General features: G+C 74.5%; 22 protein-coding genes and 1 pseudogene. 17 read left to right on the forward strand and 6 right to left on the reverse strand.

Annotated features, from left to right (window positions below):
- Positions 1 to 7 precede the first annotated feature (7 nt).
- A pseudogene (locus AB0F68_RS16675) lies at positions 8 to 877 on the forward strand (hypothetical protein); the annotation flags it as partial.
- 195 nt (positions 878 to 1,072) lie between these two features.
- Here the strand turns inward: AB0F68_RS16675 and AB0F68_RS16680 are convergent.
- Together AB0F68_RS16680 and proB are read right to left on the reverse strand one after the other, a co-directional pair.
- Positions 1,073 to 2,314: a glutamate-5-semialdehyde dehydrogenase gene (locus AB0F68_RS16680; RefSeq protein WP_357338529.1), complete on the reverse strand. Its 1,242-nt coding sequence runs from the start codon at positions 2,312 to 2,314 to the stop codon at positions 1,073 to 1,075.
- 11 nt (positions 2,315 to 2,325) lie between these two features.
- The gene (gene proB / locus AB0F68_RS16685) at positions 2,326 to 3,483 is read right to left on the reverse strand and encodes a glutamate 5-kinase (RefSeq protein WP_357338532.1); all 1,158 of its coding nucleotides are present in this window, start codon (positions 3,481 to 3,483) and stop codon (positions 2,326 to 2,328) included.
- A 13-nt stretch (positions 3,484 to 3,496) separates the two neighbouring features.
- On the opposite strand from proB, the gene AB0F68_RS16690 reads away from it, so the two are divergent.
- The 4 genes from AB0F68_RS16690 to AB0F68_RS16705 all read left to right on the forward strand — a co-directional run bounded on the left by AB0F68_RS16690 (position 3,497) and on the right by AB0F68_RS16705 (position 8,310).
- The gene (locus AB0F68_RS16690; protein WP_091317788.1) at positions 3,497 to 3,811 is read left to right on the forward strand and encodes an MGMT family protein; all 315 of its coding nucleotides are present in this window, start codon (positions 3,497 to 3,499) and stop codon (positions 3,809 to 3,811) included.
- 32 nt (positions 3,812 to 3,843) lie between these two features.
- On the forward strand, positions 3,844 to 5,214 hold the full coding sequence (locus AB0F68_RS16695; protein WP_357338535.1) for an MFS transporter: 1,371 nt from the start codon (positions 3,844 to 3,846) through the stop codon (positions 5,212 to 5,214).
- Between the two features lie 55 nt (positions 5,215 to 5,269).
- The gene (locus tag AB0F68_RS16700) at positions 5,270 to 6,745 is read left to right on the forward strand and encodes an aminotransferase class V-fold PLP-dependent enzyme (RefSeq protein ID WP_357338538.1); all 1,476 of its coding nucleotides are present in this window, start codon (positions 5,270 to 5,272) and stop codon (positions 6,743 to 6,745) included.
- Positions 6,746 to 6,870: 125 nt separating this feature from the next.
- Complete coding sequence (locus tag AB0F68_RS16705) at positions 6,871 to 8,310, forward strand: D-glucuronyl C5-epimerase family protein (protein ID WP_357338541.1); 1,440 nt, start codon at positions 6,871 to 6,873, stop codon at positions 8,308 to 8,310.
- Between the two features lie 104 nt (positions 8,311 to 8,414).
- Here AB0F68_RS16705 and AB0F68_RS16710 read toward each other — a convergent pair whose 3' ends face one another.
- Both AB0F68_RS16710 and AB0F68_RS16715 read right to left on the reverse strand, forming a co-directional pair.
- A complete protein-coding gene (locus tag AB0F68_RS16710) occupies positions 8,415 to 9,614 on the reverse strand; it encodes a hypothetical protein (protein WP_357338543.1) in 1,200 nt (399 codons plus the stop codon).
- Positions 9,607 to 10,176, reverse strand: a complete 570-nt coding sequence (locus AB0F68_RS16715; protein WP_357338545.1) for a SigE family RNA polymerase sigma factor — start codon at positions 10,174 to 10,176, stop codon at positions 9,607 to 9,609. The genes AB0F68_RS16710 and AB0F68_RS16715 overlap by 8 nt, the downstream gene beginning before the upstream one ends.
- A 135-nt stretch (positions 10,177 to 10,311) precedes the next feature.
- Between AB0F68_RS16715 and AB0F68_RS16720 the strand changes: the two genes are divergently transcribed.
- Positions 10,312 to 10,887, forward strand: a complete 576-nt coding sequence (locus AB0F68_RS16720; RefSeq protein ID WP_357338547.1) for an NADH-quinone oxidoreductase subunit B family protein — start codon at positions 10,312 to 10,314, stop codon at positions 10,885 to 10,887.
- 35 nt (positions 10,888 to 10,922) lie between these two features.
- Entirely contained in the window at positions 10,923 to 12,239 is a 1,317-nt protein-coding gene (locus AB0F68_RS16725; protein ID WP_357338549.1) for a DUF2252 domain-containing protein, read from the forward strand.
- Between the two features lie 39 nt (positions 12,240 to 12,278).
- On the opposite strand, the gene AB0F68_RS16730 is transcribed toward AB0F68_RS16725, so the two are convergent.
- Positions 12,279 to 13,325 carry a glucose 1-dehydrogenase gene (locus AB0F68_RS16730; RefSeq protein ID WP_357338551.1) on the reverse strand — a complete coding sequence of 349 codons (1,047 nt, stop codon included), beginning with the start codon at positions 13,323 to 13,325 and terminating at the stop codon, positions 12,279 to 12,281.
- 113 nt (positions 13,326 to 13,438) lie between these two features.
- Here AB0F68_RS16730 and AB0F68_RS16735 point away from each other — a divergent pair, with 113 nt between their 5' ends.
- Together AB0F68_RS16735 and nuoH are read left to right on the forward strand one after the other, a co-directional pair.
- Entirely contained in the window at positions 13,439 to 14,242 is an 804-nt protein-coding gene (locus AB0F68_RS16735; protein WP_357338554.1) for an NADH-quinone oxidoreductase subunit C, read from the forward strand.
- The gene (gene nuoH, locus AB0F68_RS16740) at positions 14,242 to 15,204 is read left to right on the forward strand and encodes an NADH-quinone oxidoreductase subunit NuoH (protein ID WP_357338559.1); all 963 of its coding nucleotides are present in this window, start codon (positions 14,242 to 14,244) and stop codon (positions 15,202 to 15,204) included. Before AB0F68_RS16735 ends, nuoH begins: the two co-directional genes overlap by 1 nt.
- A 21-nt stretch (positions 15,205 to 15,225) precedes the next feature.
- Here the strand turns inward: nuoH and AB0F68_RS16745 are convergent, their stop codons facing one another.
- A complete protein-coding gene (locus AB0F68_RS16745; protein ID WP_357338561.1) occupies positions 15,226 to 16,281 on the reverse strand; it encodes a glutathione S-transferase C-terminal domain-containing protein in 1,056 nt (351 codons plus the stop codon).
- A 95-nt stretch (positions 16,282 to 16,376) separates the two neighbouring features.
- Here AB0F68_RS16745 and AB0F68_RS16750 point away from each other — a divergent pair, with 95 nt between their 5' ends.
- From AB0F68_RS16750 to htpX, 8 genes are all read left to right on the forward strand, one after another.
- Positions 16,377 to 16,799, forward strand: coding sequence for an ester cyclase (locus tag AB0F68_RS16750; protein ID WP_357338563.1), 423 nt, complete (start codon positions 16,377 to 16,379; stop codon positions 16,797 to 16,799).
- Positions 16,800 to 16,868: 69 nt separating this feature from the next.
- Positions 16,869 to 17,462: an NADH-quinone oxidoreductase subunit I gene (locus tag AB0F68_RS16755; RefSeq protein ID WP_357338569.1), complete on the forward strand. Its 594-nt coding sequence runs from the start codon at positions 16,869 to 16,871 to the stop codon at positions 17,460 to 17,462.
- Complete coding sequence (locus AB0F68_RS16760; RefSeq protein ID WP_357338576.1) at positions 17,459 to 18,061, forward strand: NADH-quinone oxidoreductase subunit J; 603 nt, start codon at positions 17,459 to 17,461, stop codon at positions 18,059 to 18,061. The genes AB0F68_RS16755 and AB0F68_RS16760 overlap by 4 nt, the downstream gene beginning before the upstream one ends.
- Entirely contained in the window at positions 18,058 to 18,414 is a 357-nt protein-coding gene (nuoK, locus tag AB0F68_RS16765; protein ID WP_357338578.1) for an NADH-quinone oxidoreductase subunit NuoK, read from the forward strand. The genes AB0F68_RS16760 and nuoK overlap by 4 nt, the downstream gene beginning before the upstream one ends.
- The gene (locus tag AB0F68_RS16770) at positions 18,411 to 20,336 is read left to right on the forward strand and encodes an NADH-quinone oxidoreductase subunit L (protein WP_357338581.1); all 1,926 of its coding nucleotides are present in this window, start codon (positions 18,411 to 18,413) and stop codon (positions 20,334 to 20,336) included. The genes nuoK and AB0F68_RS16770 overlap by 4 nt, the downstream gene beginning before the upstream one ends.
- Positions 20,333 to 21,838 (forward strand): NADH-quinone oxidoreductase subunit M, encoded by a 1,506-nt coding sequence (locus AB0F68_RS16775; RefSeq protein ID WP_357338583.1) that lies wholly within the window; start codon positions 20,333 to 20,335, stop codon positions 21,836 to 21,838. Before AB0F68_RS16770 ends, AB0F68_RS16775 begins: the two co-directional genes overlap by 4 nt.
- A complete protein-coding gene (locus AB0F68_RS16780; RefSeq protein ID WP_357338585.1) occupies positions 21,835 to 23,301 on the forward strand; it encodes an NADH-quinone oxidoreductase subunit N in 1,467 nt (488 codons plus the stop codon). The genes AB0F68_RS16775 and AB0F68_RS16780 overlap by 4 nt, the downstream gene beginning before the upstream one ends.
- A 148-nt stretch (positions 23,302 to 23,449) precedes the next feature.
- Positions 23,450 to 24,328 carry a zinc metalloprotease HtpX gene (gene htpX / locus AB0F68_RS16785; protein WP_357338588.1) on the forward strand — a complete coding sequence of 293 codons (879 nt, stop codon included), beginning with the start codon at positions 23,450 to 23,452 and terminating at the stop codon, positions 24,326 to 24,328.
- The last annotated feature ends 108 nt before the right edge of the window (positions 24,329 to 24,436 follow it).

Below are 24,436 nucleotides of genomic sequence, written 5' to 3' on the forward strand. Positions count from 1 at the left end.
GCCACCCCTGGCCGAGCTACCGAGGCGTAACCGCGTTTGCGCCGGTAGCGTGGCTTGCGTGGTGGATCTGGACGCGGCGATCGGCTTCGTCGTGGCGCATGGCGACGCGGTGGACCGCGCCCGCCTCTCCCGGCTGCGCACCGGTGCCCCGGTGCCGTCCGAGCTGCTCGACGCGGCCGAGTCGGGGCAGGCCCCCGGCGGCGGCTGGCCCGCCGTGCTCGACGGCGAGGTCGCCTCGGTCGACGCGACCTGCTACCGCCTGGCCGAGCTGGACGACCTCGGCGCGCTGGGCCGCCCCGCCGCCCGGCACGCCCTGGACTGGCTGGCCACCCGCCAGCTCGCCGACGGCGGCTGGGACGAGGACCCGTCGCTGGCCGGGTTCGCCCCCGAGTGGGCCACCCCGGGCGACCCCGAGGCCCGGCTCTTGCTGACCGCCAACGCCGGGTTCTGGCTGACCGTGGCCGGGCTGGACGCCCGCGCCGCCGGCCCGCTCGACCACCGGGTCGGCGGCGCGTACGCCGGGGTGGTGCAGGCGGCGGCCCAGGCGCTCGCCGCGCAGCTCGCGCCGGACGGCAGCTGGCCGTCCTTCCTCCCGGCCGGTTGGCTCGCCGCGGCCGTGCTGCACCGCCAGCAGATGTACTACGAGTCGGCCCGGATCCAGGCGGTGCTGGCCGAGCGCATCCCGCGGATGTCCCCGGCCGACGTGGCCTGGCTCGCCGCCACGCTGCGCCGGGTCGACGTGGGTGAGGAGCAGTGGCTGCTGGTCTCCGCCCGTCGGCGGCTCGCCGAGACGCAGCGCAGCGACGGCGGCTGGGACAGCGACGACGGCCACCAGTTCGACGTGCACACCACGCTACGGGCGATCCGGGCCTGCCGCCCGACCACGCCCGAGGCCCCGGTCTCCGGCGCGCCGTTCGTGGCGCCGCTGGTGCCCGCGCCGCGCCCGGCGCCCGCGAACGACCTGATCCTGCCGCCCGTCGTCCCGTTGCCGAGGCCGGCCCCGCCGTCCGCACCGGGGTCGGCGCCGCCCGAGCCGGCCGCGCCCACCACCTGAGCCGTCCGGGCCGGCCGGTCAGCGCAGGTGGCCGTCCCCGGTGACCACGTACTTGGTGCTGGTCAGCTCGGGCAGCCCCATCGGGCCACGGGCGTGCAGCTTCTGGGTGGAGATGCCGATCTCGGCGCCGAAGCCGAACTCGCCCCCGTCGGTGAACCGGGTGGAGGCGTTCACCATCACCGCCGCGGCGTCCACCCGGGCCACGAACTCGCGCGCCGCGGGCTGGGAGTCGGTGACGATCGCCTCGGTGTGCCCGGTGCCGTGCCGCCGGATGTGCGCGACCGCCGCGTCCAGCGAGTCGACCACGGCGACCGAGATGTCGGCGGAGAGGTATTCGGTGTCGAAGTCCTCCTCGGTGGCCGGCACCACCGCGTCCGAGTACGCGGCCACCCGCGCGTCGCCGTGCACGGTCACCCCGGCGTCGGCGAAGGCGGCCAGCACGGCCGGCAGGAAGGCGTCCGCGACGCCCGCGTGCACCAGCAACGACTCGGCGGTGTTGCAGGTGGACAGGCGCTGGGTCTTGGCGTTCAGGGTGATGGCCACGGCCTTGGCCAGGTCGGCGGCGGCGTCCACGTAGACGTGGCAGTTGCCCACCCCGGTCTCGATCACCGGCACGGTGGACTCCTCGACCACGGCCTTGATCAGCGACGCGCCGCCGCGCGGGATCAGCACGTCGACCAGACCCCGGGCGCGCATCAGCTCCTTCACCGAGTCGCGGGTGCTGGCGTCGAGCAGTTGCACCGCGTCGGCCGGCAGGCCGGCCCCGGCGACCGCGTCGCGGAGCACCGCGACCAGGGCCGCGTTGGAGTGCGCCGCCGAGGAGGAGCCGCGCAGCAGGGCCGCGTTGCCGGACTTCAGGCAGATCCCGGCCGCGTCGACGGTCACGTTGGGGCGGCCCTCGTAGATGATGCCGACCACCCCGAACGGCACCCGGACCTGGCGCAGCTCCAGCCCGTTGGGCAGGGTCGCGCCGCGGACCACCTCACCGACCGGGTCGGGCAGCGCGGCCATCTGGCGCAGCGCGTCGGCGATGCCGGCCACCCGGCCCTCGTCGAGGGCCAGCCGGTCCAGCACGGCCGCGCTCAGCCCGGCCTCGCGCCCGGCCGCCAGGTCCGCCGCGTTCGCGGTCAGGATCTCCGGAGTACGCGCCACCAGCGCGTCGGCCATCGCGTGCAGCGCGGCGTCCTTGACCGTACGGGTGGCGACCGTGAGGGCCTCCGCCGCGCCCCGGGCCCGGCGGGCCTGCTCGACCACGCTCATGCCAGCACTCCTCACAGCAGTACGAGGTCGTCGCGGTGGACGACCTCCCGTTCGTACGCCGGGCCGAGCGCCGCGGCGAGTTCCGAGGTGGAGCGGCCGAGCAGCCCGGGCAGCTCGATCGCGTCGTAGTTGACCAGCCCGCGGGCGACCGGCGCGCCCTCGGTGTCGACCAGGTCCACCGGGTCCCCGGCGGTGAACGCGCCGTCCACCGCAGTGATCCCGGCCGGGAGCAGGGACTTGCGCCGGCCGACCACCGCCTGCACCGCGCCCGGGTCGAGGTGCAGGCGGCCGCGCGGGGCGGTGGCGTGCGCCAGCCAGAAGAGCCGGGCGGCCGGGCGCCGGCTGCTCGGGTGGAAGAAGGTGCCGACCGGCTCGCCGGTCAGCACGGGCGCGGCCAGCGGCGCGGCGGTGAGCACCACCGGGATGCCGAAGCCGGTGGCGATCCGGGCCGCCTCGACCTTGGTGACCATGCCCCCGGTGCCCACCCCGGCCCGGCCCGCGCCGCCGATGTCCACCCCGGCCAGGTCGCCCTCGCCGTGCACCTCGGTGATCCGGGTGCTGCCGGCGCGGGTCGGGTCGCCGGTCCAGAGCGCGTCCACGTCCGACAGCAGCACCAGCAGGTCGGCGTCGACCAGGGCGGCGACCAGGGCGGCGAGCCGGTCGTTGTCGCCGAACCGGATTTCCTCGGTGGCCACCGTGTCGTTCTCGTTGACGATTGGCACGGCCCGCAGGTCGAGCAGCTTGCGCAGGGTCCGGTAGGCGTTGCGGTAGTGCGCCCGCCGGGTCACGTCGTCGACGGTGAGCAGCACCTGCCCGACGGTCAGCCGGTGCCGGGCGAAGGCCGCCGCGTACCGGCCGATCAGCAGGCCCTGACCGACGCTGGCGGCGGCCTGCTGGGTGGCCAGGTCGCGGGGGCGCCGGGGCAGCCCGAGCGGGGCCAGGCCGGCGGCGATCGCACCGGAGGAGACCAGCACCACCTCGCGCCCCGCGGCGGCCAGCGCGCCGAGCGTGTCGACCAGCGCGTCGACCCGGGTGTCGTCCAGGCCGCCCGCCGGGGTGGTCAGCGAGGACGACCCGATCTTGACGACGATCCGGCGGGCCGAGGTGACTGCTTCGCGCACCCGACCATTCTGCGCGCTGCGGTCCGCCGCACCTCGGCGCGTTCCCATATCGTGGCAGCCCGTGACACCTGACGAGTACGTCGAGGCGGTGCTGGACCTGGTCGAGCGGATCCCGCCCGGCCGGGTGATGTCGTACGGGGCGGTGGCCGACGCGCTGGCCGACCGGTCGGGGCGGGCCTCGGCCCGGCTGGTCGGCTCGATCATGGCCCGGCACGGGGGCGGAGTGCCCTGGCACCGGGTGGTGAACTCGGCCGGCCGGCTGCCACCGGGGCACGAGGTGGAGGCGCGGGCCCGGCTGCGCGCCGAGGGCTGCCCGTTGCGCCCCGCCGGGGTGGACATGGCGGCGGCCGCCTGGTCGCCCGACGAGGGGATGTGACCGCCGGCACAACGTGAGTAGCATTCGGCTCCATGACAGCAACGGGCGGGAGCCTGCCCCGCCGGGTGCACGCCGGATACGCGCTCGGCTCGCTGGTCACCGGCGCGTTCGGCACGGTGCCCGGGCTGCTCCTGCTGCCGTACCTCACCGACACGCTGGGCGTCGCCGCCGGGGTGGCCGCCCTCCTGGTGCTCCTGCCGAAGGCGTGGGACGTGCTGGTGAACCCGGTCGCCGGGCGGATCTCCGACCGGACCCGGTCCCGCTGGGGCGCGCGCCGGCCCTACCTGCTCGGCGGCGGGCTCGCGCTGGCCGTGCTCTTCGCCGCCATCTTCGCGGCGCCGTTCGGGACCGGCCCGGCCGCCGGCACGTACGTGGCCCTGGCGTTCCTGGCCACCGCGACCGCGTTCGCCTTCTTCCAGGTGCCCTACGTGGCCATGCCCGCCGAGCTGACCGACGACCCGGCGGAACGTACCCGGCTGATGAGCTGGCGGATCGCGGTGCTGGCGCTGGCCATCCTGGTCGCCGGCGCGGTGGCCCCGGCCGTGGTGACCGCCGGTGGCGACGGCGTGCCCGGGCACCGCTGGATGGGCCTGTTCGTGGCGGTGCTGATCGTGGCCGGCACGGTCGGCGCCTTCCTCGGCACCCGCTCCGCGCCGAGCGGCACGGTGGGGGAGAGCGAGCCCAGCCTGCGCGCCCAGCTCGCGGTCGCCGGCCGCAACCGGCCGTTCCGGGTGCTGCTGGCCTGCTTCGTGATCCAGTCCGCCGGGGTGGCCACCGTGCTGGCCGGGGTGAAGTACTTCGCCGACCAGGTGCTCCGCGCCCCGGACAGCGGGCCGACCCTGCTCTTCGCCTGCTTCGTCGGCCCGGCCCTGCTGGTCATGCCGCTGTGGACCCGGGCCGGCGCCCGGCTGGGCAAGCGCGCCGCCCTGGTCGTCGCGTCGCTGCTCTTCGCGGCCGGCGCGCTGGCCCTGGTCGCCGCCCCGGCGGTCCCGGCCGCCGCGGTGTACGCCGTGGTCGCGCTGATCGGCGTCGGCTACGCCGGCCAACAGGTCTTCGCGCTCGCCATGCTGCCCGACTGCATCGCCTACGACACCGCGCGCACCGGCCGGCGGCAGGCCGGCGTGTTCACCGGGTTGTGGACCGCCGGGGAGACCTTCGGCCTGGCCCTCGGCCCCGGCATCTACGGCCTGGTCCTCCAGCTCTCGGGCTACGTCTCCTCGTCCACCGGGGTCGCCGCCGCCCAGTCGGCGACCGCCCGGCTCGGCGTGCTGCTCGGCTTCACGGTCCTGCCGGCCCTGCTGGTCGCCGCCCCGGTGGTGCTGCTGCGCGGCTACACCCTGACGCCGGCCCAGCTGGCCGCCGTGCCTGCCCCCGGCCCGGCCGCGCCGACGGTGCCGGCGTGAGGCACGCGAATCCGTCCGCCCGGCCGGACCGTCACGAGAGGAACATCCGAGCCCGATGACCGACACGGCAGGGGCGGGCGCGCTGCCCGTCGAGGGGGTCCCCGCGGCGCGGGTGCTCGACGAGATCCGGGCCCTGCGGGCGGCCGACCGGCCGACGCACGGCGGGCGGCTCTTCGCCTACGTCTACGACCCCGGGGTGGCCGGGCTGGACGAGCTGGCGCAGGCCGCCCACGCGGAGAGCGCGCACGTCAACGGCCTCGACCCGACCGCCTTCCCGTCCCTGCTGGCCATGGAGAACGCGCTGGTCGGCGCGGCCGCACGGCTGCTCGGCGGCGGCCCCGGCACGGCCGCGCCGGACGTGGTCGGCAGCGTCACCGGCGGCGGCACCGAGTCGCTGATCCTGGCCGTCAAGGCGGCCCGGGACGCCCGGCCCGACCTGGCCGAGCCGCGGATCGTGGTGCCGGTCAGCGGGCACGCCGCCTTCGCCAAGGCGGCCCACTACCTGCGGGTGGCCCTCGACCCGGTGCCGGTGGACCCGGTGACCCTGCGCCCGGCCGTCGCCGACGTGGCCGCCGCGATCCGGCCGGAGACCGTGCTGGTCGTGGCCTCCGCCCCGTCGTACGCGCACGGCGTCGTCGACCCGGTGGCGGAGATCGCGGCCGTGGCGGCCGAGGCGGGCGTGCGCTGCCACGTGGACGCGTGCTTCGGCGGCTGGACGCTGCCCTGGCTGCGCCGGCTCGGCGCGCCGGTGCCCCCGTTCGACTTCGCCGTGCCCGGGGTCACCTCGATCTCGGTCGACCTGCACAAGTACGCGTACGCCCTGAAGGGGGTGTCGGTGCTGCTGCACCGCGACCCGGGGCTGCGCGCGCCGCAGTTCTTCGCGTACGCCGACTGGCCCGGCTACACGATGGTCAACCCGGTGATCGCCTCGACCCGCTCGGGCGGGCCGATCGCCGCCGCGTACGCCACCCTGCGGCACCTCGGCGAGGACGGCTACCTGCGGCTGGCCGCGCGGACCCGGGACGCAGTAGCCGGGCTGGCCGACGCGGTCCGCGCCGTCGACGGGCTGCGGCTGATGGCCGAGCCGGAGTCGACAGTGGTCTGCTTCACCGCCGACGACCCGGGCCTTGACCTGTTCCTGCTGGTGGACGAGCTGACCGCCCGGGGCTGGCACACCCAGCCGCAGCTCGCGTACGCCGGCCTGCCGGCCAGCGTGCACCTCACGGTGACCGCGGCGGTGGCCCCGCGGGTGGCCGAGTTCGGCCCGGCGCTGGCCGACGCGGCGGCCGCCGCCCGGTCGGCCGGACCGGTCGTGCTGCCGCCGGAGCTCCTGGCGCTCGCCGGCAGCCTCACCCCGGAGGCGCTCACCCCCGACCTGATCGCCGGGCTCGCCGCCGGCCTGAGGCTCGGCACCGGTCCGGCGCCGGACCGGATGGCCGCGGTGAACACCCTGCTCCAGGCCGCCCCGGTCCGGCTGCGGGAGCGGCTGCTGGTGGAGTTCGTCGGGCTGCTGCAACGGCCGGCCTGGTAACGCGGGGCGGCCCGTTCGGTCGATGTCGCCGCAACACAAGGCCCGCCAGGTCGACCGATCCGGTGGTGCTTGATCAGCCGAGGGTCCGCTAGCGTCCCAACGTTGAAGATACGCGGGGGATTTCGATGATTAAGCTACGTTGGTCGCGCCCTGCCCGTTGGACGGCCGCCGTCCTTTTTGTGGGCCTGCTCGCCGGGGTGGCGCCGATGCTCGCCGCCTGCAACCGGTCGGACGGCGACCTGGAGTTCAAGCGGGACGGCTACCAGCTGCACGGCGTGTCCGCCGAGGCCCTGCCGTCCAAGGAAGAGGAACCGGCGCCGCTGGTCGACGCGGGGCAGCACGACGACCAGGGCGTGCGGATGTTCAAGAAGGACGACAAGCTCTGGGACCACCCGGTCGCGCAGGCGCAGTGGGCGCTGCGCAACCTCACCAGCTGGGAGGCCACCAACGACCGCCGGTACCTGGACCGGGCCATCGCGAACGCCCAGCGGAACCTGGACCGGCGCGTGGAGTCGCGCGGCGCCTGGTGGTACCCCTATGAATTCGATCTCACTCGATGCAAGGGGCGCCCGGTCATCAAGGCCACCTGGTACAGCGGCATGTCGCAGGGGCAGCTGCTCAGTGTCTTCGTGCGGCTGTTCGAGGAGACCGGCGACGCCAAGTGGAAGGAAGCGGCGGACAAGACCTTCCTCAGTCTGACCCTGCCCCCGGACGAGAAGGCCCCCTGGGCCGTCTGGACCGACCCCGACGGTTACCTCTGGCTCGAGGAATACCCGGAGAGCGATGCCCTGCGCGGCGAGCGGGTGATGAACGGCCACATCTTCTCCATGTTCGGCGTCTACGACTACTGGCGGATCACCAAGGACAGCCGCGCGGTCACGATCTTCGACGGGGCGGCCAGCACCGTCCGCCGTTACCTGCCGTCGAAGATCCGGGTGGAGGACTGGGCGAGCCGGTACTCGATCAAGTGCACCCACAACCACGTGAAGTACCACCAGGTGCACACCCGGCAGACCCTCAGCCTCTACGGGGTGACCCACGCGCCGGCCTTCGCCGAGTTGGCGTACAACCTCCGCTCCGACTACCCGGTGCCGGACCTCAAGGGCACCGTGCAGTTCGAGGCCGGTACCCACAAGGGCTACACCTTCGACGTCAAGGGCGCCGTCACCGGGGAGAAGTCGGCGTCCTTCAGCAAGCCGACCCGGGCCGCAGTGGACCAGCGGATCCGGGTCCGCAACCGCGGCATCTACTACCGGGTCACCGGAGGGGCGCTCGCCGGGTACCTGGTGCCGGAGGAGTACGGCCAGCGCGTCCTCCTCGGCAAGGCGGTGGAACACCGGTACGTGCCGGCCCGGGAGATCAAGGTCGCACCGGGCAGCTACACCGCATACGCCTACGACGACACCGGCAAGGTCGTCGGCTCCAAGGAGGTCAAGGTCGACGCGGCGTCCACCTTCTCGGTGCAGGCCAGCGCCTGGGTGAACGGCCGGCTCAGCTACGAGGTCACCTCGGGCGACCTCACGGGCCACTGGCTGCCGCACGACACAGGGATCACCTTCTCCTGAGGTGAGGCACCGAAGCGGAACGAGGCCCGTCCGGGATCCCGGACGGGCCTCGTCGTCGCCGGTCAGCTCGCGTCGACCGCGGTCGCGAACGCGACGCGGCGCGTCTAGCCGGCCGTGTGCAGGTCGACGTGGTTGTCCTTCCGGCTCAGGTCGTTCCAGTACCGCTCCTGCGAGTCGTAGTGGATGACCCTGAGGGCTGGTTGGATGTCAGCCTCCAGCGGTTCGTAGCGGAAGGTGAAGGTGTAGGTCTTCCGCTTCCCGGCCGGCAGGCCGTCCAGCACGCAGGCTTCCGGCCCGTCCGACCGCACCATCCGGCACCGGCTCAGGTCCCCGCCCGCCGGCTCGCCGATGGTGTAGAAATCGGAGAAGCCGAGCTGCGGCACGTCCACCGGTCCGTTGTTCACCACCGTGACGGTCACCGTGGCGGTGCGGTTGCCCTTCGTGTCGGCCGGCCCGACGACGAGGTCGCCGGCCGTCAGGGTGAGGTTGGTCAGCCGGGGGTCGACGCCGAACTTCGTCGGCCCCGCGGTCTGGGTGAACCGCTCGCCGGTCCACGCGTAGGTCCGCCACTGCCGCTGCGGCGACCACTCCGGAGTGCTGCAACACGGCTGGATGTCGGCCACGTACGCGCGGATCTTCCCGTCGTCCCGCACCGAGAAGTCGGTGATGTCGTCCATCCCGTCGTGGGTGCCGACCACCCGGCCCATGGTGACGATCCGGCCGGTGTCGTCCCGGTCGAAGGCCAGCACCTGCTTCGCCGAGGCCTCGCCGTAGCGGCAGGCCACCAGGGCCACCGTCTCGGTCGCGCCGTCGCCGTCGAGGTCGCCGTAGCGGGGATCGGTCAGCAGCGTCGGCACGGAATCCGACTGCGGCCCGGACCGGAGCCGGACGTCGTCGCTGACGCAGGTCTTCGGGGCGTACCCCGGCCAGGCCGCCAGGTCCAGCCGGGCGGCGAGCAGTTGGGACCGGGTGATCCGCCCGTCCGGGGCGGCCGGGGTGGGGCTGGCCGTGCTCGGCGTCGGCGTCGGCGGGGTGGGTGAGGCGGTCGACTCCGACGGGCTCGGGGTGGCGGTCTGGGCCGGCCCCGGTGGCGGACCGGGGCGCCGGTTCAGGGCGGCGTTCGCGCCCACCGGGATGGCCACGGCGAGCACCACGGCCGCCGCGGTGACCACCGCGGTACGCCGGCGCCGGCGGCGGACGGTCTCCCGCACCGCCGTCGTCCCGGCCGGTTGCACCGCCGGGGCGTACGCCTCCCGGAACGCGGCGAACTCGCCGCTGACCAGGATGTCCTCGAATTCAGTCATGGTGGTTCACCTCGTTCGTGGTGGCCAGCCGGGCCGCCAGCGCGGCCCGGCCCCGGTGCAGCCAGGACTTGACGGTGCCCTCCGGCACCCCCTCCTGCTCCGCGATCTGCACGACCGTGAGATCGGCCAGGTAGTGCAGCACCACGGCGCGGCGCTGGACGGCCGGCAACTGGGCCAGCGCGGCGGTCAGCGCCACCCGGTCCGGGCCCGGGCCCGGCACGTGCTCCTCGCGCTGCCGGTGCAGCCAGGACTGGGCCGTGCGCAGCCGCCGCCACCGGCTCGTGGCCAGGTTCCAGGCGACCCGGCGTACCCAGGCCACCGGGTCGTCGTAGCGGGACACCCGGGACCAGCGGGCGAACGCCCGGCAGAACGCCTCCTGCACCACGTCCTGCGCCTGCGACAGGTCGTCGCAGTAGGCGGCGAGCTGGAGCGTCAGGGACCGGAAGTGCGCATGGTAGAGCCCGTCGAAGTCGATCGCCTCGCGCCCGTCCGGGCGTTCCGGCCGGTCCGCTGTCCCCCCGGGTGGCGGCTCGCCGAGCCGTGGCTCCCTCGTCACCGTCATCTGATCCTCCCCGTGCACGTGCCGCCGGCGCGGTCACCCTCGTCACACGCCCTGACGCCGGCGCCGGTTGCGCGGGTTGCCCACGCCGGCCCTGTGGTTGACTGTCTGTTCCAAGACAGCTGAGGGAGGCGCGAGGTGCAGTTGCCGGCCGTGCTCGGCGAGCCGATCCGGTTCGTGCTGAACTGGGGCCGCCGCTACTCGCTCTGGGTGTTCAACTTCGGGCTTGCCTGCTGCGCCATCGAGTTCATCGCCACCAGCATGGGCCGGCACGACTTCATGCGGCTCGGCGTGATCCCGTTCGCCCACGGCCCCCGCCAGGCCGACCTCATGGTGGTCTCCGGCACGGTCACCGACAAGATGGCCCCGGCGGTCAAGCGGCTCTACGACCAGATGCCCGAGCCGAAGTACGTCATCTCGTTCGGCGCCTGCTCCAACTGCGGCGGGCCCTACTGGGACTCCTACTCGGTGACCAAGGGGGTCGACCAGCTCATCCCGGTCGACGTCTACGTGCCCGGCTGCCCGCCCCGCCCGGAGGCGCTGCTGCACGGCATCCTCCGCCTCCAGGAGAAGATCGCTGCCGAGGAGTCCGGCGTCGGCGGCGTGCCCCGCCCCGACCGGCTCGCCCCGCCGGTCGACCCGCGGCCCGCGGAGAGCACTCCCCGGCCGGTGGAATCCCTCACCGCGCCACCGGTACGTCCTCCGGCCGGCTGATCCCGAGGTGGCGGCCGAGGTCTAGCCTGCGGACCATGACCCAGTCCGCGGACAAGCGCTCCGCCTTCATCGTCGACGTGCTGACCGAGGAGTTCGGCGCGTCGATGGCGATCGACCCGGCGGCGTTCCGCCGCAAGTTCCGCAAGATGGCCGCCTCACCGTTCGCCTTCTATCGGGGCAGCGCCTCGCTCTTCTACGCCGACCAGCGCGGCGACTTCGCCAGCGACCGGTTCCTCGACGAGCGGACCAGCCGGGTGTGGATCCACGGCGACCTGCACGCCGAGAACTTCGGCACCTACATGAACGGCTCCGGGCAGCTCGTGTTCAACGTCAACGACTTCGACGAGGCGTACGTCGGGCCATTCTCCTGGGACCTGAAGCGCTTCGCCGCCAGCGTGGCCCTGCTCGGCTACGCCAAGGCGCTCTCCGACCGGGTGATCGGCGAGCTGGTGGCCGGCTTCGCCCGGTCGTACCTGGGCGAGCTGCGGGCCATCGCGGCCGGCGGGGACGACGCGATCGGCTCGATCACCCTGGACAACGCCGACGGCGTGCTGCGCCGGGTGCTCCAGCAGGCCCGGCTGAACACCCGGGTCGACCTGCTCGCCACCCAGACCACGATCGACAACTACGAGCGCCGGTTCTCCCTCGGCGACGGGATCTACGAGATCGACGCGGCGACCCGCGAGCAGGTCAGCGCCGCGTTCCAGGACTACCTGGACACGCTGCCGGCGGCGACCGCCCGGCTCCGCCCGGTCGCCGCGAACATCAAGGACGTGGTGCTGCGCAAGGGCGTGGGCATCGGCTCCGCCGGACTGCCCTCCTACAACCTGCTGCTGGAGGGGCACACCCAGGCGCTGGAGAACGACGTCGTCATCTACATGAAGCAGGCCCAGGTGCCGGCGGTGGCGCGGCACATCGACGACGAGCGGGTCCGCTCGTACTTCCGGCACCAGGGGCACCGGACCGCCGAGTCGCAGCGGGCGTTGCAGGCGCACGCCGACCCGTGGCTGGGCTTCACCGAGCTGGACGGCGCCGGTCAGCTCGTCGCGGAGGTCTCCCCGTACGCGGCGGACCTCGACTGGGCCGACGTGAACGAGCCGGAGGAGCTGGCCGGGGTCCTCGCCGACCTGGGCCGGGCGGTGGCCCGGATGCACTCGGTGGCCGACGACGAGTCCAGCCACGACCTGGTGGACTACTCCACCGAGGAGGCGATCGTCGCGGTCGTGGACGCCGACCCGGAGAGCTTCGTCGCCTACCTGATCGAGTTCGCGCACACCTACGGCATCCGGACCCGCGAGGACCACCAGCTCTTCGTGGACCTGTTCCGCAACGGCCGGCTCCCCGGCATCTGAGGTTCCGGGGCGCCGGAGCCCGCGCTCCGCCGCCCCGCCTCACTGCTCGAAGTCGAGCACCACCTTGATGTCCGCGCCGGTGGAGGCGTAGGCGTCGGCGTACGAGGAGACCGGCACCCGGCGGGTGACCAGCGAGCTGAGCCAGGCCTGGTCGGCGCGGGCGAGCGCCTCCGCCGCCAGCTCCCAGTGCCGCCGGTTGGCGTTCACCGAGCCGAAGACCACGTTGTTCTCCAGCACCAGCTCCCGGTTCAGCGCCCCCGCGTCGAGGTCGAGGGTCCGGCCGCCGCTGGACACCCCGGTCAGGCAGACGATGCCGTTCGTCCCCGCCTTGCGCATCGTGTCCAACACCACCACCGGGGCGCCGGTGCACTCCACCACCACGTCCGGCTGGAAGTCGAGCTCCGCCACCGTCGAGGTGTGGTACGTCGCGCCGAGCGAGCGGACCAGCTCCGGCTTCGGGCCGGTCTTGTTGCGGTCCAGTACGTGCACCGACAGCCCGCGCTGCACGCCCAGCAGGGCGGCCAGCAGCCCGATCGGCCCGGCCCCGGTGACCAGCACGCTCTGCGGCTGCCACACGGCCCGGCTGCCGATCCGCTCGATGTGGTCCCACGCCTTCGCCACCACACTGGTCGGCTCCAGCAGCATCCCGACCGGGGCGAGCGCCGGGTCCAGGCGGACGGCGAACCTCGGCTGTACCCGCCAGCGGTCCCGGGCGAAGCCGGACAGCCCCTTGATCCCGTGCTCGGTGTACCGGCCGTTGCGGCACATGTCCCACTCGCCGACGGCGCAGTTCGGGCAGGGCACCGGGTCCGGGTGCCGGACGATCCCGGCCACCAGGTCGCCGGGCTGGAGGGTTCCCGTCGGGTCCTCCAGCACCCGGCCCAGCGACTCGTGCCCGAGCACCAGCCGTTCCTGGCCGGGCGGAGCCTGGCCGTACTCGCCCGCGATGATCTCCTGGTCGGTCCCGCAGACGCCGACGGCCAGGGCCTGGACGAGGATCGCGCCCTCCTCCGGGGCCGGCTCGGGCCAGTCGTCGTCGAGGCGGAGCGAATTGGGGACGCCGGGAGTCACAGTGACAGCGCGCACGCTGTCCATCCTTCCCCGCCGGGGGCCCGCGTGCCCGGCAAAGGGCCGGATCCCGCCCGGGCGGGCGTGGACGCCCGACACGGCTCCGGGGCGCCGGCCATAGGATCAGCGGCATGACTCCGGAAGAGGTCGGCCGGCGGGTGGTCGCGCTGCTCGCGCCCGTCGAGGCCGTCGCATCGGTCTCCGGCGGTCAGGGGTACGCCCGCGCCACCGTCGACGTACCCCCGGCGAGCTGGGGCGACGCGGTGCGCGCGGCGCGCGGCGACGCCGAGCTGGGCTGCGACTACTTCGACTGGCTGTCGGCGGTCGACGAGCTGGCCGAGGGCTTCGACGTCGTGGCCCACCTCTGGTCGACCCGGCACCGGCACGGGCTGCTGCTGCGCACCCGGGTGCCCCGGGAGACGCCGGTGGTGCCGTCCGTGGTCGACGTCTTCCCCGGCGCGGCCTGGCACGAGCGGGAGACCCACGAGATGTTCGGCATCGGCTTCGACGGGCACGGCGAGCTGCGGCCGCTGCTGCTGCCGCCGGAGTTCGAGGGCCATCCGCTGCGCAAGGAGTTCGTGCTCGCCTCCCGGGTCGCCAAGCCGTGGCCGGGCGCGAAGGAACCCGGTGAGTCGGAGGCCGGCGGCGGCCGCCGGCCGATCCGGCCGCCGGGCGTGCCGGCGCCGGGGGAGTGGGGGACGACGCGCACGCCGGCCGGCGCGGCCGGCGCGGGCGAGGGTCCTCGCGGGGGTACGCCGGCCCGCCCGGCCCGGGAACGCCCGGCGCGCTCCGCCCCGGGCGAACGTCCGGCCCGCCGGGAACCGCCACCCGCGCCCGCGGAGCCCGGCCCGATCGGGCGCCCGGTGCCCGGCGAGCGGCCGACCGGCCCCGCGCGGCCGGAGCCGGCGGCCGGCGCCGAGGAGGGGGAGGGCTGATGCCGACCTGGTTGGAGCTGGTCCTCCGGGTGGCGGGCGTACTGGTCGCGTTCCTCACCCTGCCGCTGATCGTGGGCCAGGCCGAGCACAAGGTGATGGCCCACATGCAGGGCCGGCTCGGCCCGATGTACGCGGGCGGCTTCCACGGCTGGGCACAGCTCGTCGCCGACGGCATCAAGTTCGTGCAGAAGGAGGACGTCACCCCGCGCGACGCGGACCGGCCGGTGTTCCGGCTGGCCCCGGCGGTGGCCCTGGTGCCCTACCTGCTCGCCCTGCTGGTCATCCCGCTCGGTCCGGGCGATCTGGTCGGGCAGCCGCTCGACATCGGCCTGTTCTTCGTGCTGGCCGTGGTCGGCATCGGGGTGCTGGCGGTGCTGATGTCGGCCTGGGCCTCGGCCAACAAGTACAGCCTGCTCGGCGGGCTGCGCGGGGCGGCCCAGCTGCTCGGCTACGAGCTGCCGCTGGTGCTGGCCGCCGCCTCGGTGGCGATGGCGGCCGGGACGCTCAGCCTGCCCGGCATCGTGGAGGCGTGGCACCCCTGGTGGCTGCTCTGGCAGGCGCCGGCCATGGTGATCTTCTTCGTCGCCGGGCTGGCCGAGATCCGCCGGCCACCGTTCGACATGCCGGTGGCCGACTCCGAGCTGGTCTTCGGCTACATGACCGAGTACACCGGCCTGCGCTTCGCCTTCTTCCTGCTCGCCGAGTACGTCGGCATCGTGGTGATCGCCGCGCTGACCACGGTGCTCTTCCTCGGCGGCTGGCAGGGCCCGTTCGCCGACGCGCAGCTCGGCTGGCTGTGGACCCTGCTCAAGGTGTTCGCCGTCGCGTTCGTGATCATCTGGCTCCGGGTGAGCTATCCGCGGCTGCGCGAGGACCAGCTCCAGCGCCTCTGCTGGCTGGTGCTGGTCCCGCTGGCCCTGGCCCAGCTGGTGCTGACCGCCGCCGTCCGCCTGGCGATGTGAGGACAGGCCCTCCGCGCGGGGTCAGCCGATGTCGCGCAGCGGGGTGTGGGCCGGGTCGACGCGTTCCTCGGGCGGCGCCGGCAGCGGCGGGGTGCCGTCGCCGAACGGGCGGCCGCCGAGCTGCTCGCGGCCGTGCGGGGTGAGCCAGTTCGCCAGGTCCGGGCCGAGCGGCACCACCCCGGTCGGGTTGATGTCCCGGTGCACCTCGTAGTAGTGCCGCTTGATGTGGTCGAAGTCGATGGTGTCGCCGAAGCCCGGGGTCTGGAACAGGTCCCGGGCGTACGCCCAGAGCACCGGCATCTCGGTCAGCTTCTGCCGGTTGCACTTGAAGTGGCCGTGGTAGACCGGGTCGAAGCGGACCAGCGTGGTGAACAGCCGGACGTCCGCCTCGGTGATCGTGTCGCCGACGAGGTAGCGCTGCCCGGTCAGCCGCTCGGTCAACCAGTCCAGCCGGTCGAAGAGCCGGTGGTACGCCCGCTCGTACGCCTCCTGGCTGCCGGCGAAGCCGCACCGGTAGACGCCGTTGTTCACGTCCGCGAAGACCACCGCGTTGACCTCGTCGATCTCGGCCCGCAGCCGCTCCGGGTAGAGCTCCGGCGCGCCCGGCCGGTGGTAGGCGGTCCACTCCGTCGACAGGTCCAGGCTCATCCGGGCGTAGTCGTTGGTGACGACCTGCCCGGTCGGCACGTCCACCATCGCCGGCACGGTGATGCCCCGCTCGTAGCCGGGGAAGCGCTTGAAGTAGGCCTCGGCCAGCCGCTCGATGCCGAGCACCGGGTCCCGGCCGCCGGGGTCGAGGTCGAAGGTCCAGCTCCGCTTGTCGTGGGTGGGGCCGGCCACCGCCATCGAGATGGCGTCCTCCAGCCCGAGCAGCCGCCGGACGATGATCAGCCGGTTCGCCCACGGGCAGGCCCGGCTGACCGCCAGCCGGTACCGGCCCGGCTCCACCGGCCATTCGCTCGTCCCGTCGGCGGTGATCCGGGTGGCGATGTAGCGCTGGTCCCGGGTGAACTCGCCACCCGGCTCGACGTACTTGCCGCCGGTCTGGTCGAGGATCTCGTCGCCCTTGTCGCCCACGCCGCCTCCCGAGGATGTCTCGTTCCGGTCCCATCATGGTCGCTCCGGCGGTCTCCGGCAGGCCGACTGTCCAGGACCGGGGCTAGGCTGCCGCGGTGACCGATGTGGAGGCGGCGGCCCGGCGCTTCATCGCGGACGTGTGGAACGCGGGCCGCGAGGAGAGCGCGTACGACCTGATCGCCGAGGACTGCCCTGGGCTGGGCGGGACCGGCCCGGAGGCCACCCTGGCCTGGCACCGCGACCGGCGGGCGTCCTTCCCCGACCTGCGTTACAAGATCGTCGAGGTGGTGGCGACCGACGCCCGCGTGGCCGTGCACTGGCGGGCCGCCGGCACCCAGGCCGGGCAGTTCGGCCCGGTGCCGCCGACCGGCCGGGTGGTCAGCTACTCGGGGGCGAGCTTCCTCCGCTTCGACGAGACCGGCCGGATCGTCGACGTGTGGAGCGTCAACGAGCTGTTCCAGGTCCTCCAGCAACTCGGCGTCGAGATGCTCCCGCCGCTGCCGGCCGGCGACGCCTGACCGCCCGGCGGTCCGCCGGCGGGGAGATCCGCCGGGTGGTGGTCGCGCGCATCGGGGGCACAGGGCAGGATGGGCGACATGAGCGAGCGCAGCGGCGTGCCCGGCGAGGGGTTGGTGAAGGGCCTGGCGGTCACGCTGAAGACGATGACCCGCCGCTCGACCACGCAGCAGTACCCGGACGTGGTCCCCGAGCTGCCGCCCCGTTCCCGCGGCGTGATCGCGCTGCTCGAGGAGAACTGCACGGTCTGCATGCTCTGCGCCCGCGAGTGCCCGGACTGGTGCATCTACATCGACTCCCACAAGGAGGAGGTGGCGGTCCCCGGCGCCGCCCGCCCCCGCCAGCGCAACGTGCTCGACAAGTTCGACATCGACTTCTCGCTCTGCATGTACTGCGGCATCTGCATCGAGGTCTGCCCGTTCGACGCGCTCTACTGGTCCCCCGAGTTCGAGTACGCCGAGTACGACATCAAGGACCTGCTGCACGACAAGGACCACCTCGGCGAGTGGATGGTCACCGTTCCGCCGCCGCCGGCCCACGACCCGCAGGGCGACCCCTCGAAGGAGGAGACCACCGCCGCCCGCAAGGCCGCCGCCCCCGCCGCGCGCCCGGCCCCGGCACGCCCCGCACCCGGCGCCGAGCAGGGCGGAGGCGCGCCGTCATGACGGGTGCCGACGTGCTGCTGCTCGCGCTCGGCGCGGTGGCGGTGGGCGCGGGAGCGCTGGTGGTGGGCACCCGGCACCTGGTCCGGGCCGGGCTCTGGCTGGTGGTCTGCCTGGGCGCGCTGGCCGGTGACTACCTGGTGCTCAGCGCCGAGCTGGTGGCCTGGGTGCAGGTGCTCATCTACGTCGGCGCGGTGGTGGTGCTGCTGCTCTTCGCGGTGATGCTGACCCGGGCCCCGATCGGTCCCTCCGACGACCTCGACCGGCCCGGCTGGCCGGCCGCGCTGATCGGCGCCGGCAGCGGGCTGGGCCTGGCCGTGCTGCTGGTCGACGCGTTCCGGTGGTCCCGGGTCGGGCTGCCCGCCGCGGGCACCGCCGAGCGCCTCGGCGAGCAGGTGTTCCGCTCCTGGGTGCTGCCCTTCGAGGTGCTGTCGGTGCTGCTGCTCGCCGCCCTGGTCGGCGCGATCGTGCTCTCCCGGCCCGACATCGGCCGGCCGGGCGCGGCCCTGGGCGGCACGCCGGCCCGCCCCGGCCGCCCGGCCGGCCCGGTCGAGCCGGCCCGCCCGGTCGTCGCGGCCGCCGACGAGGGCGGGCGCGCGTGAGACCGGTCATCCCGTACGTCACCGCCGCGCTGCTGTTCGGCCTGGGCGTCTACGGCGTGCTGCGCCGCCGCAACGCCGTCCTCGTGCTGATGGCCGTCGAGCTGATGCTCAACGCGGTCAACCTGATCCTGGTCACCGCCGACACCACGGTCCGGGCCGCGCTGCCGCACTCCGGCCAGGTCTTCGCGCTCTTCGTGATCGTGCTCGCCGCCGCCGAGATCGGCGTCGGGCTGGCCATCGTGCTCCAGCTCTACCGGCTGCGGGCCGGCATATCGGTGGACGACGTGCCGCTCGCCGAGGCGCCCGCCCCGGCCGCCAGGGTCGCCGCCGACCGGGGCGAGGGGGAGAAGTGACCGGACTGCTCGCGGTGGCGCTGCCCGGCGTACCCCTGCTCGCCGGCCTGCTCGGGCTGCTGCTGCCGCCGTCGCCGCGCGGGGCGGCCAGCGGCGAGGACCCGGCCCGGCGGGCGGCGATCGTGCTCGGCGTGGCCGGCGCGGCGGTCGCGCTGCTGGCGGCCGTGGCGCTGCTGGTCCGGGTGGACGGGCCGGTCGAGGCGGGCACCGACTGGGTCGACCTGGGCGGGTTGCGGGTCACCCTCGGCTACCGGCTGGACGGGGTGGCCGTGCTGGTCGCCGTGGCGGTGGCCGCGGTGGCCCTGGCCGTGCAGGTCTACTCGATCGGCTACCTGCGGCGCGGCCCGCACGACGACGTCGAGGTGGACCACCGCTACCCGCCCTACGCCGCCCAGATCAGCGTCTTCACCGCCGCGATGCTGACCGTGGTGGTCTCCGGCGACCTGATCCTGCTGCTGGTCGGCTGGGAGGTGATGGGCATCTGCTCCTACCTGCTCATCGCCCACGACCGGCGGCTGCCCGAGGCGCCGGCCGCCGCCATGAAGGCGTTCCTGGTCACCCGGGTGGGTGACGTCGGCTTCCTGCTCGGCATCGCGCTACTCGGCGTCGGCGCGGGCAGCTTCCGGATCGCCGACGTGCTGGCCCACAACTATTCGACCGGCACGCTCACCGCGGCCTGCCTGCTGCTGCTCGCCGGGGTGGCCGGCAAGAGCGCCCAGTTCCCGCTGCACACCTGGCTGCCGGACGCGATGGCCGGTCCCACCCCGATCTCCGCCCTGATCCACGCGGCCACCATGGTCGCCGCCGGGGTCTACGCGGTGGCCCGGCTCTTCCCGCTCTTCGCGCAGGCCCCGGCCGCCCTCGCCGTGCTGGGGGTGATGGCGGCGGTGACCCTGCTGCTCGGCGCGTTCGCGGCCACCGCCCAGGACGACATCAAGCGGGTGCTCGCCTGGTCGACGGTCTCCCAGATCGGCTACATGACCGGCGCGCTCGCCGTCGGCGCCCCCGCGGTGGCCCTGTTCCACCTGCTCACCCACGCTGCGTTCAAGGCGCTGCTGTTCCTCGCGGCCGGCGCGGTGATCCACGCGGTCGGCACCACCCTGATGTCCCGGATGGGCGGCCTGCGGACCGCCATGCCGGTGACGTTCTGGTGCATGCTGATCGGCCTCGGCGCGCTGGCCGGGGTGCCGCCGCTGTCCGGGTTCTGGAGCAAGGACGGCGTGCTCGCCGCCGCGCAGGCCGCCGCTCTGGACGGCGTCGGCCCGGCCCCGGCCTGGGTGGGCTGGCTGGTCTGGCTGGCCGGGCTGCTCGGCGTCGCGGTCACCGCCTGGTACGCGACCCGCCTGCTGCTGCGGACCTTCCTCGGCGCGACCCGGATTCCCCTGGCGCATCCGCACGACCCGCCGGCGGTGCTGCGCTGGCCGGTGCTGCTGCTCGCGGTGCCCGCCGCGCTGCTCGGTCTGGCCGCCTTCGCGCCCTGGTTCGCCGACCGGCTGCGGGTGCCGGCGGACGCCTCCGGGGCGGCCGTCGAACTGGTCCACCTCGCACCGAACCTGGTCCTGCCGTTCCTGCTGCTGCTGGTCGGCGCGGGCGTCGCCTGGGCCGGCTGGCGCCGCGACCCGGCCGGCGACCCGGCGCGCTTCCTGGGTCCGCTGCGGCCGGTCTTCGCCCGGGCGTTCCGGCTCGACGACGTCCAGCGGGCCCTCGTGGTATGCCCGACGACGGCCCTGGCCCGGGTCGTGCGGACCGGGGACGAGCTGGGGGTGGACGGCCTCGTGGAGGGCAGCGGCCGGGCCGCGGTCGGGCTCGGCGGCGGGCTGGCCGCGCTGCACCGGGCGGCGCTGCCCCGCGCGGCGGCCGGGGTGCTGGCCGGCGCGCTGCTGATCGGCCTCGCGGTCGCCCTGATCGGAGTGACCTCATGACGTTCGGGCAGTTTCTGCTGGTCGCGGTCCTCGCGGTGCCCGCGTTGGGCGCTCTCGCGGCCGCCGCCGTCCCCGGTGACCGGGCCGGCCGGCTCGTCGGCACGGCCGCCGCCGCCCTGACCCTGCTCGCCACTCTGCCACTGGTCGGCGGCGACCACGGCTGGTTCGCTTACGGCCCCCGGCCGGCCGTGCAGCCCTGGCACCAGCTCGACGTGTCCTGGGTGCCCGGCCTCAACCTCAGCTTCCACCTCGGGGTGGACGGCATCTCCTGGCCGCTGGTGGTGCTCACCGCGCTGCTCACCCTGCTCTGCTGCGGCTACACGCTCTGGCGGGTGCCCGCCGGAGGCGGCAGCGGGCGGGCCCTGGTGGCGCTGCTGCTGGTGGTCGAGGTGGGCATCCTGGGCACCTTCCTCGCCCTCGACCTCGTGCTGTTCTTCCTCTTCTTCGAGGTCGTCCTGCTGCCCATGTACGCGATCATCGCCGGCTGGGGCGGCGACGACCGACGCCGGGCGGCCCGCAAGTTCGTCCTCTACACGCTCTTCGGCTCGGTGCTGCTGCTGGTCGGCGTCTACGTGGTGGTCGCCGCCGCGGGCACCGCCGACCTGGTGACGCTGACCGGCGGCACCGGGCTGTCCCGGGGCACCCAGTTGGCCGCGTTCACGCTGCTGGCGCTGGCCTTCGCGGTGAAGAGCCCGCTCTGGCCGCTGCACTCCTGGCTGCCCGACGCGCACACCCAGGCCCCCACCGTGGGCAGCGTGATCCTGGCCGGGGTGCTGCTCAAGATGGGCACGTACGGGCTGATCCGGGTGGCGGTCGGGGTGGCCCCGGAGGGCGCCCGCTGGGCAGCCCCGGTGCTCGGCGTGCTCGCCGTCGCGGCGATCCTGGTCGGCGGGCTGGTCTGCCTGGCGCAGGACGAGCTGAAGCGGCTGATCGCGTACTCCAGCGTGGGGCACATGGGCTTCGTGCTGCTCGGGGTCGCCACGCTCACCGCCACCGGCCTGCAGGCCGCGCTGATCGGCAACATCGCGCACGGCGTGATCACCGGGCTGCTGTTCTTCCTGGCCGGGGCGGTCAAGGACCGCACCGGCACCGGCTCGCTCGGCGAGCTGTCCGGGCTGCGGGAGACCGCGCCCCGGCTGGCCGGGCTGCTCGGCTTCGCGGCGGTCGCCTCGCTGGGGCTCCCCGGGCTGGCCGGCTTCTGGGGCGAGGCGTTCGCCGTGGTGGCCGCGCTCCGGCGCGGCGGCGGGCTGTGGACCACCCTCGCGGTGCTGGCCGCGCTGGGCGGGGCGCTGACCGCCGCGTACTTCCTGCGGTTGCTGCGCCGGGTCACCCACGGGCGGCCCAGCCCGGCGGTGGCCCCGGTCGCGCCCGGCCTGGCCGGGGCGGAGCTGACCGCCTGGGCGCCGCTGGTGCTGCTCGCCCTCGCCGTCGGCCTGGCCCCGGCCCTGGTCCTGTCCTACGCCTCCGGCCCGGTCGGCGCCCTGGTGGGAGTCCTCAAATGAGTGTCGTGCAGAGCGTGGACAACGTGGCGCTGCTGCCGGCCTACCTCGCCGCCGGCACGGCCGTGCTGGTGCTTCTGGTCGACCTGCTGGTGGCCCGGGCCGCCGCGACGGTGGCCGTGGCCGCCCTCGGCGCGGCGGGCACCGCGCTCGGCGCGGCGCTGGTCGGCGCGGCCGGCGAACGCCGCACCTTCTGCGTCGGCGCGGACTGCTCCTGGCTGTGGACCGGGCGGGCCGCGCTGGTCGCGGTGGTCATCGCGCTGCTCACCCTCGGCGTGCTGGTGCTCTCCGGCCCGCTGCTGCGCGCCGGCCGGATCCCCGTCGGCGAATACTGCTTCCTGCTCGCCTGCGCGATGACCGGCGGCGTGGTGCTCGGCGCGGCCGGCGACCTGATCACCCTGGTCGTGGCGCTGGAGACGCTCACCCTGCCGCTCTACGTGCTGGTCGGGCTGCGCCGGGGCAGCCGGGCCGGGGCCGAGGCGGCGGTGACCTTCTTCGTGGTCAGCGTGGTGGCCACCACGGTGACCCTGCTCGGCGCGGCGCTGCTCTACGCGGTGACCGGCAGCCTGCACCTCGACCGGCTCGGCGCGGCCTTCGGCGCCGACCGACAGGGCCTGCTCGACCTGCCGCTCACCACGGTCGCCGTGGCGCTGGTGGTGGCCGGGCTGGCCTTCAAGGTCGCCGCGGTGCCGTTCCACGCCTGGGCGCCGGCCACCTACGACGGCGCGCCGCTGCCGGTGGCCGCGTACCTGTCGACCGCCTCGAAGCTGGGTGGCGTGGTGGCCCTGCTCGCCGTGGTGCAGCGGGCGCTGCCGGCCGACGTGACCGGCCCGGTGCTCGCCCTGCTGGCGGTGCTCACCATGACCGTGGGCAACCTGGTGGCGCTGCGCCAGCGGCGTACCGTCCGGCTGCTCGCCTGGTCCTCGGTGGCCCAGGCCGGCTACATCCTCGCCCCGCTGGGCGCGCTCGCGCTCTCCGCCGGGCGCACCGCCGACGCCCGCGCCGGGGCGTACGCCGCGGCCGTCGCGTACACCGTCTTCTTCGTGCTGCTGGAGCTGGCCGCGTTCGCCGCGGTGGTGGCGCTGCGGCCGGCGGACGGTGACGGCGGCACCCTGGCCGACCTGCGCGGCGCGGCCCGGCGGCACCCCTGGGTGGGTGGCGCGTTCGCGCTGGCCCTGATCGGGCTGGCCGGGCTGCCGCCCGGCCTGGCCGGCTTGTTCGCCAAGGTGACCGTGGTCCGCGCGCTGCTGGCCGGGCACGCCGGCTGGCTCGCCCTGGTGGTGGCGTTGAACGCGGTGCTCGGCCTGGCCTACTACCTGCGCCTGGCCGCCACCCTCTACGCCGCGCCCGGCGAGGTCGCGGTCCGCCCGGCCCGGATCGTGGTGGTCGCGCTCGGGGTCGCCACCGCGCTGGCCGTGGTGCTCGGCTTCGCCCCGCAGCTCGTGCTCGACGTGGCGGCCCGCTGAGGGTTTCGTCCCCCGGTGGGAAGGTCGCTCAGCCCGCACACAGGAATCCCCAGCCAACTTTCAGCCATGAGCCGGATGGTTGGCGGGTACCGGTGTGTTGAACCGGTCAGCGGGCGCCCGCGCGGGCCCGCGCACCGAAGGAGCGATCGTGCATCACAACCGTCTCAAGACCGCAGCGCTGCTCGGCCTGTTGACCTCGCTGATCCTCGCGGTCGGCTACTGGTTCGGCGGTAGCGGCGGTCTCGTCATCGCCGTCGTCGTCTCGTTGCTGATGAACGGCGTGACCTACTTCTACTCCGACAAGCTCGCGCTGCGCTCGATGCGGGCGCAACCGGTCAGCGAGGCGGAGTTCCCCGAGCTGTACCGGATGGTCCGGGAGCTCTCCACCCAGGCGGGCAAGCCGATGCCCCGGCTCTACGTGAGCCCCACGGCGCAGCCCAACGCGTTCGCCACCGGGCGCAACCCGGAGCACGCGGCGGTCTGCGTCACCCAGGGGATCGTCGAGATCCTCGACTACCGGGAGCTGCGGGGCGTGATCGGACACGAGCTGTCCCACGTCTACAACCGGGACATCCTGATCTCCAGCGTGGCCGCCGGCCTGGCCGGCATCATCACCGCGCTGGCGAACATCGCCTGGTTCATCCCGCTGGGCTCCTCGGACGACGAGGACGGCCCGAACCCGGCGGTGCTGCTGCTCACCCTGATCCTCGGCCCGATCGCGGCCACCCTGATCCAGCTGGCGATCAGCCGGAGCCGGGAGTTCCAGGCCGACCAGTCCGGCGCCGAACTGAGCCGGGACCCGCTGGCCCTGGCCAGCGCCCTGCGCAAGATCCACGCCGGTACGCAGGCCCGCCCGCTGCCGCCGCAGGGCCAGCTCACCAGCACCGCGCACCTGATGATCGACAACCCGTTCAAGCGGGGCGGCGGCATCGCCGCGATGTTCGCCACCCACCCGCCGATGGAGCAGCGGGTGGCCCGGCTGGAGCAGTTGGCTGGCAGCGCCGGGCCGGTGCAGTTCCAGCGCTGACCCGCACCGACCACCTCCGCCCGCGTCCACCCGGACGCGGGCGGAGTGGTGTGTCCGGGCACAAACCGTTTCCCCCGGATACGGCGCGGCGTTAGGGTCAAAACGTCT

It is taken from the genome of Micromonospora sp. NPDC023966, assembly GCF_040639095.1.
Lineage (GTDB): Bacteria > Actinomycetota > Actinomycetes > Mycobacteriales > Micromonosporaceae > Micromonospora.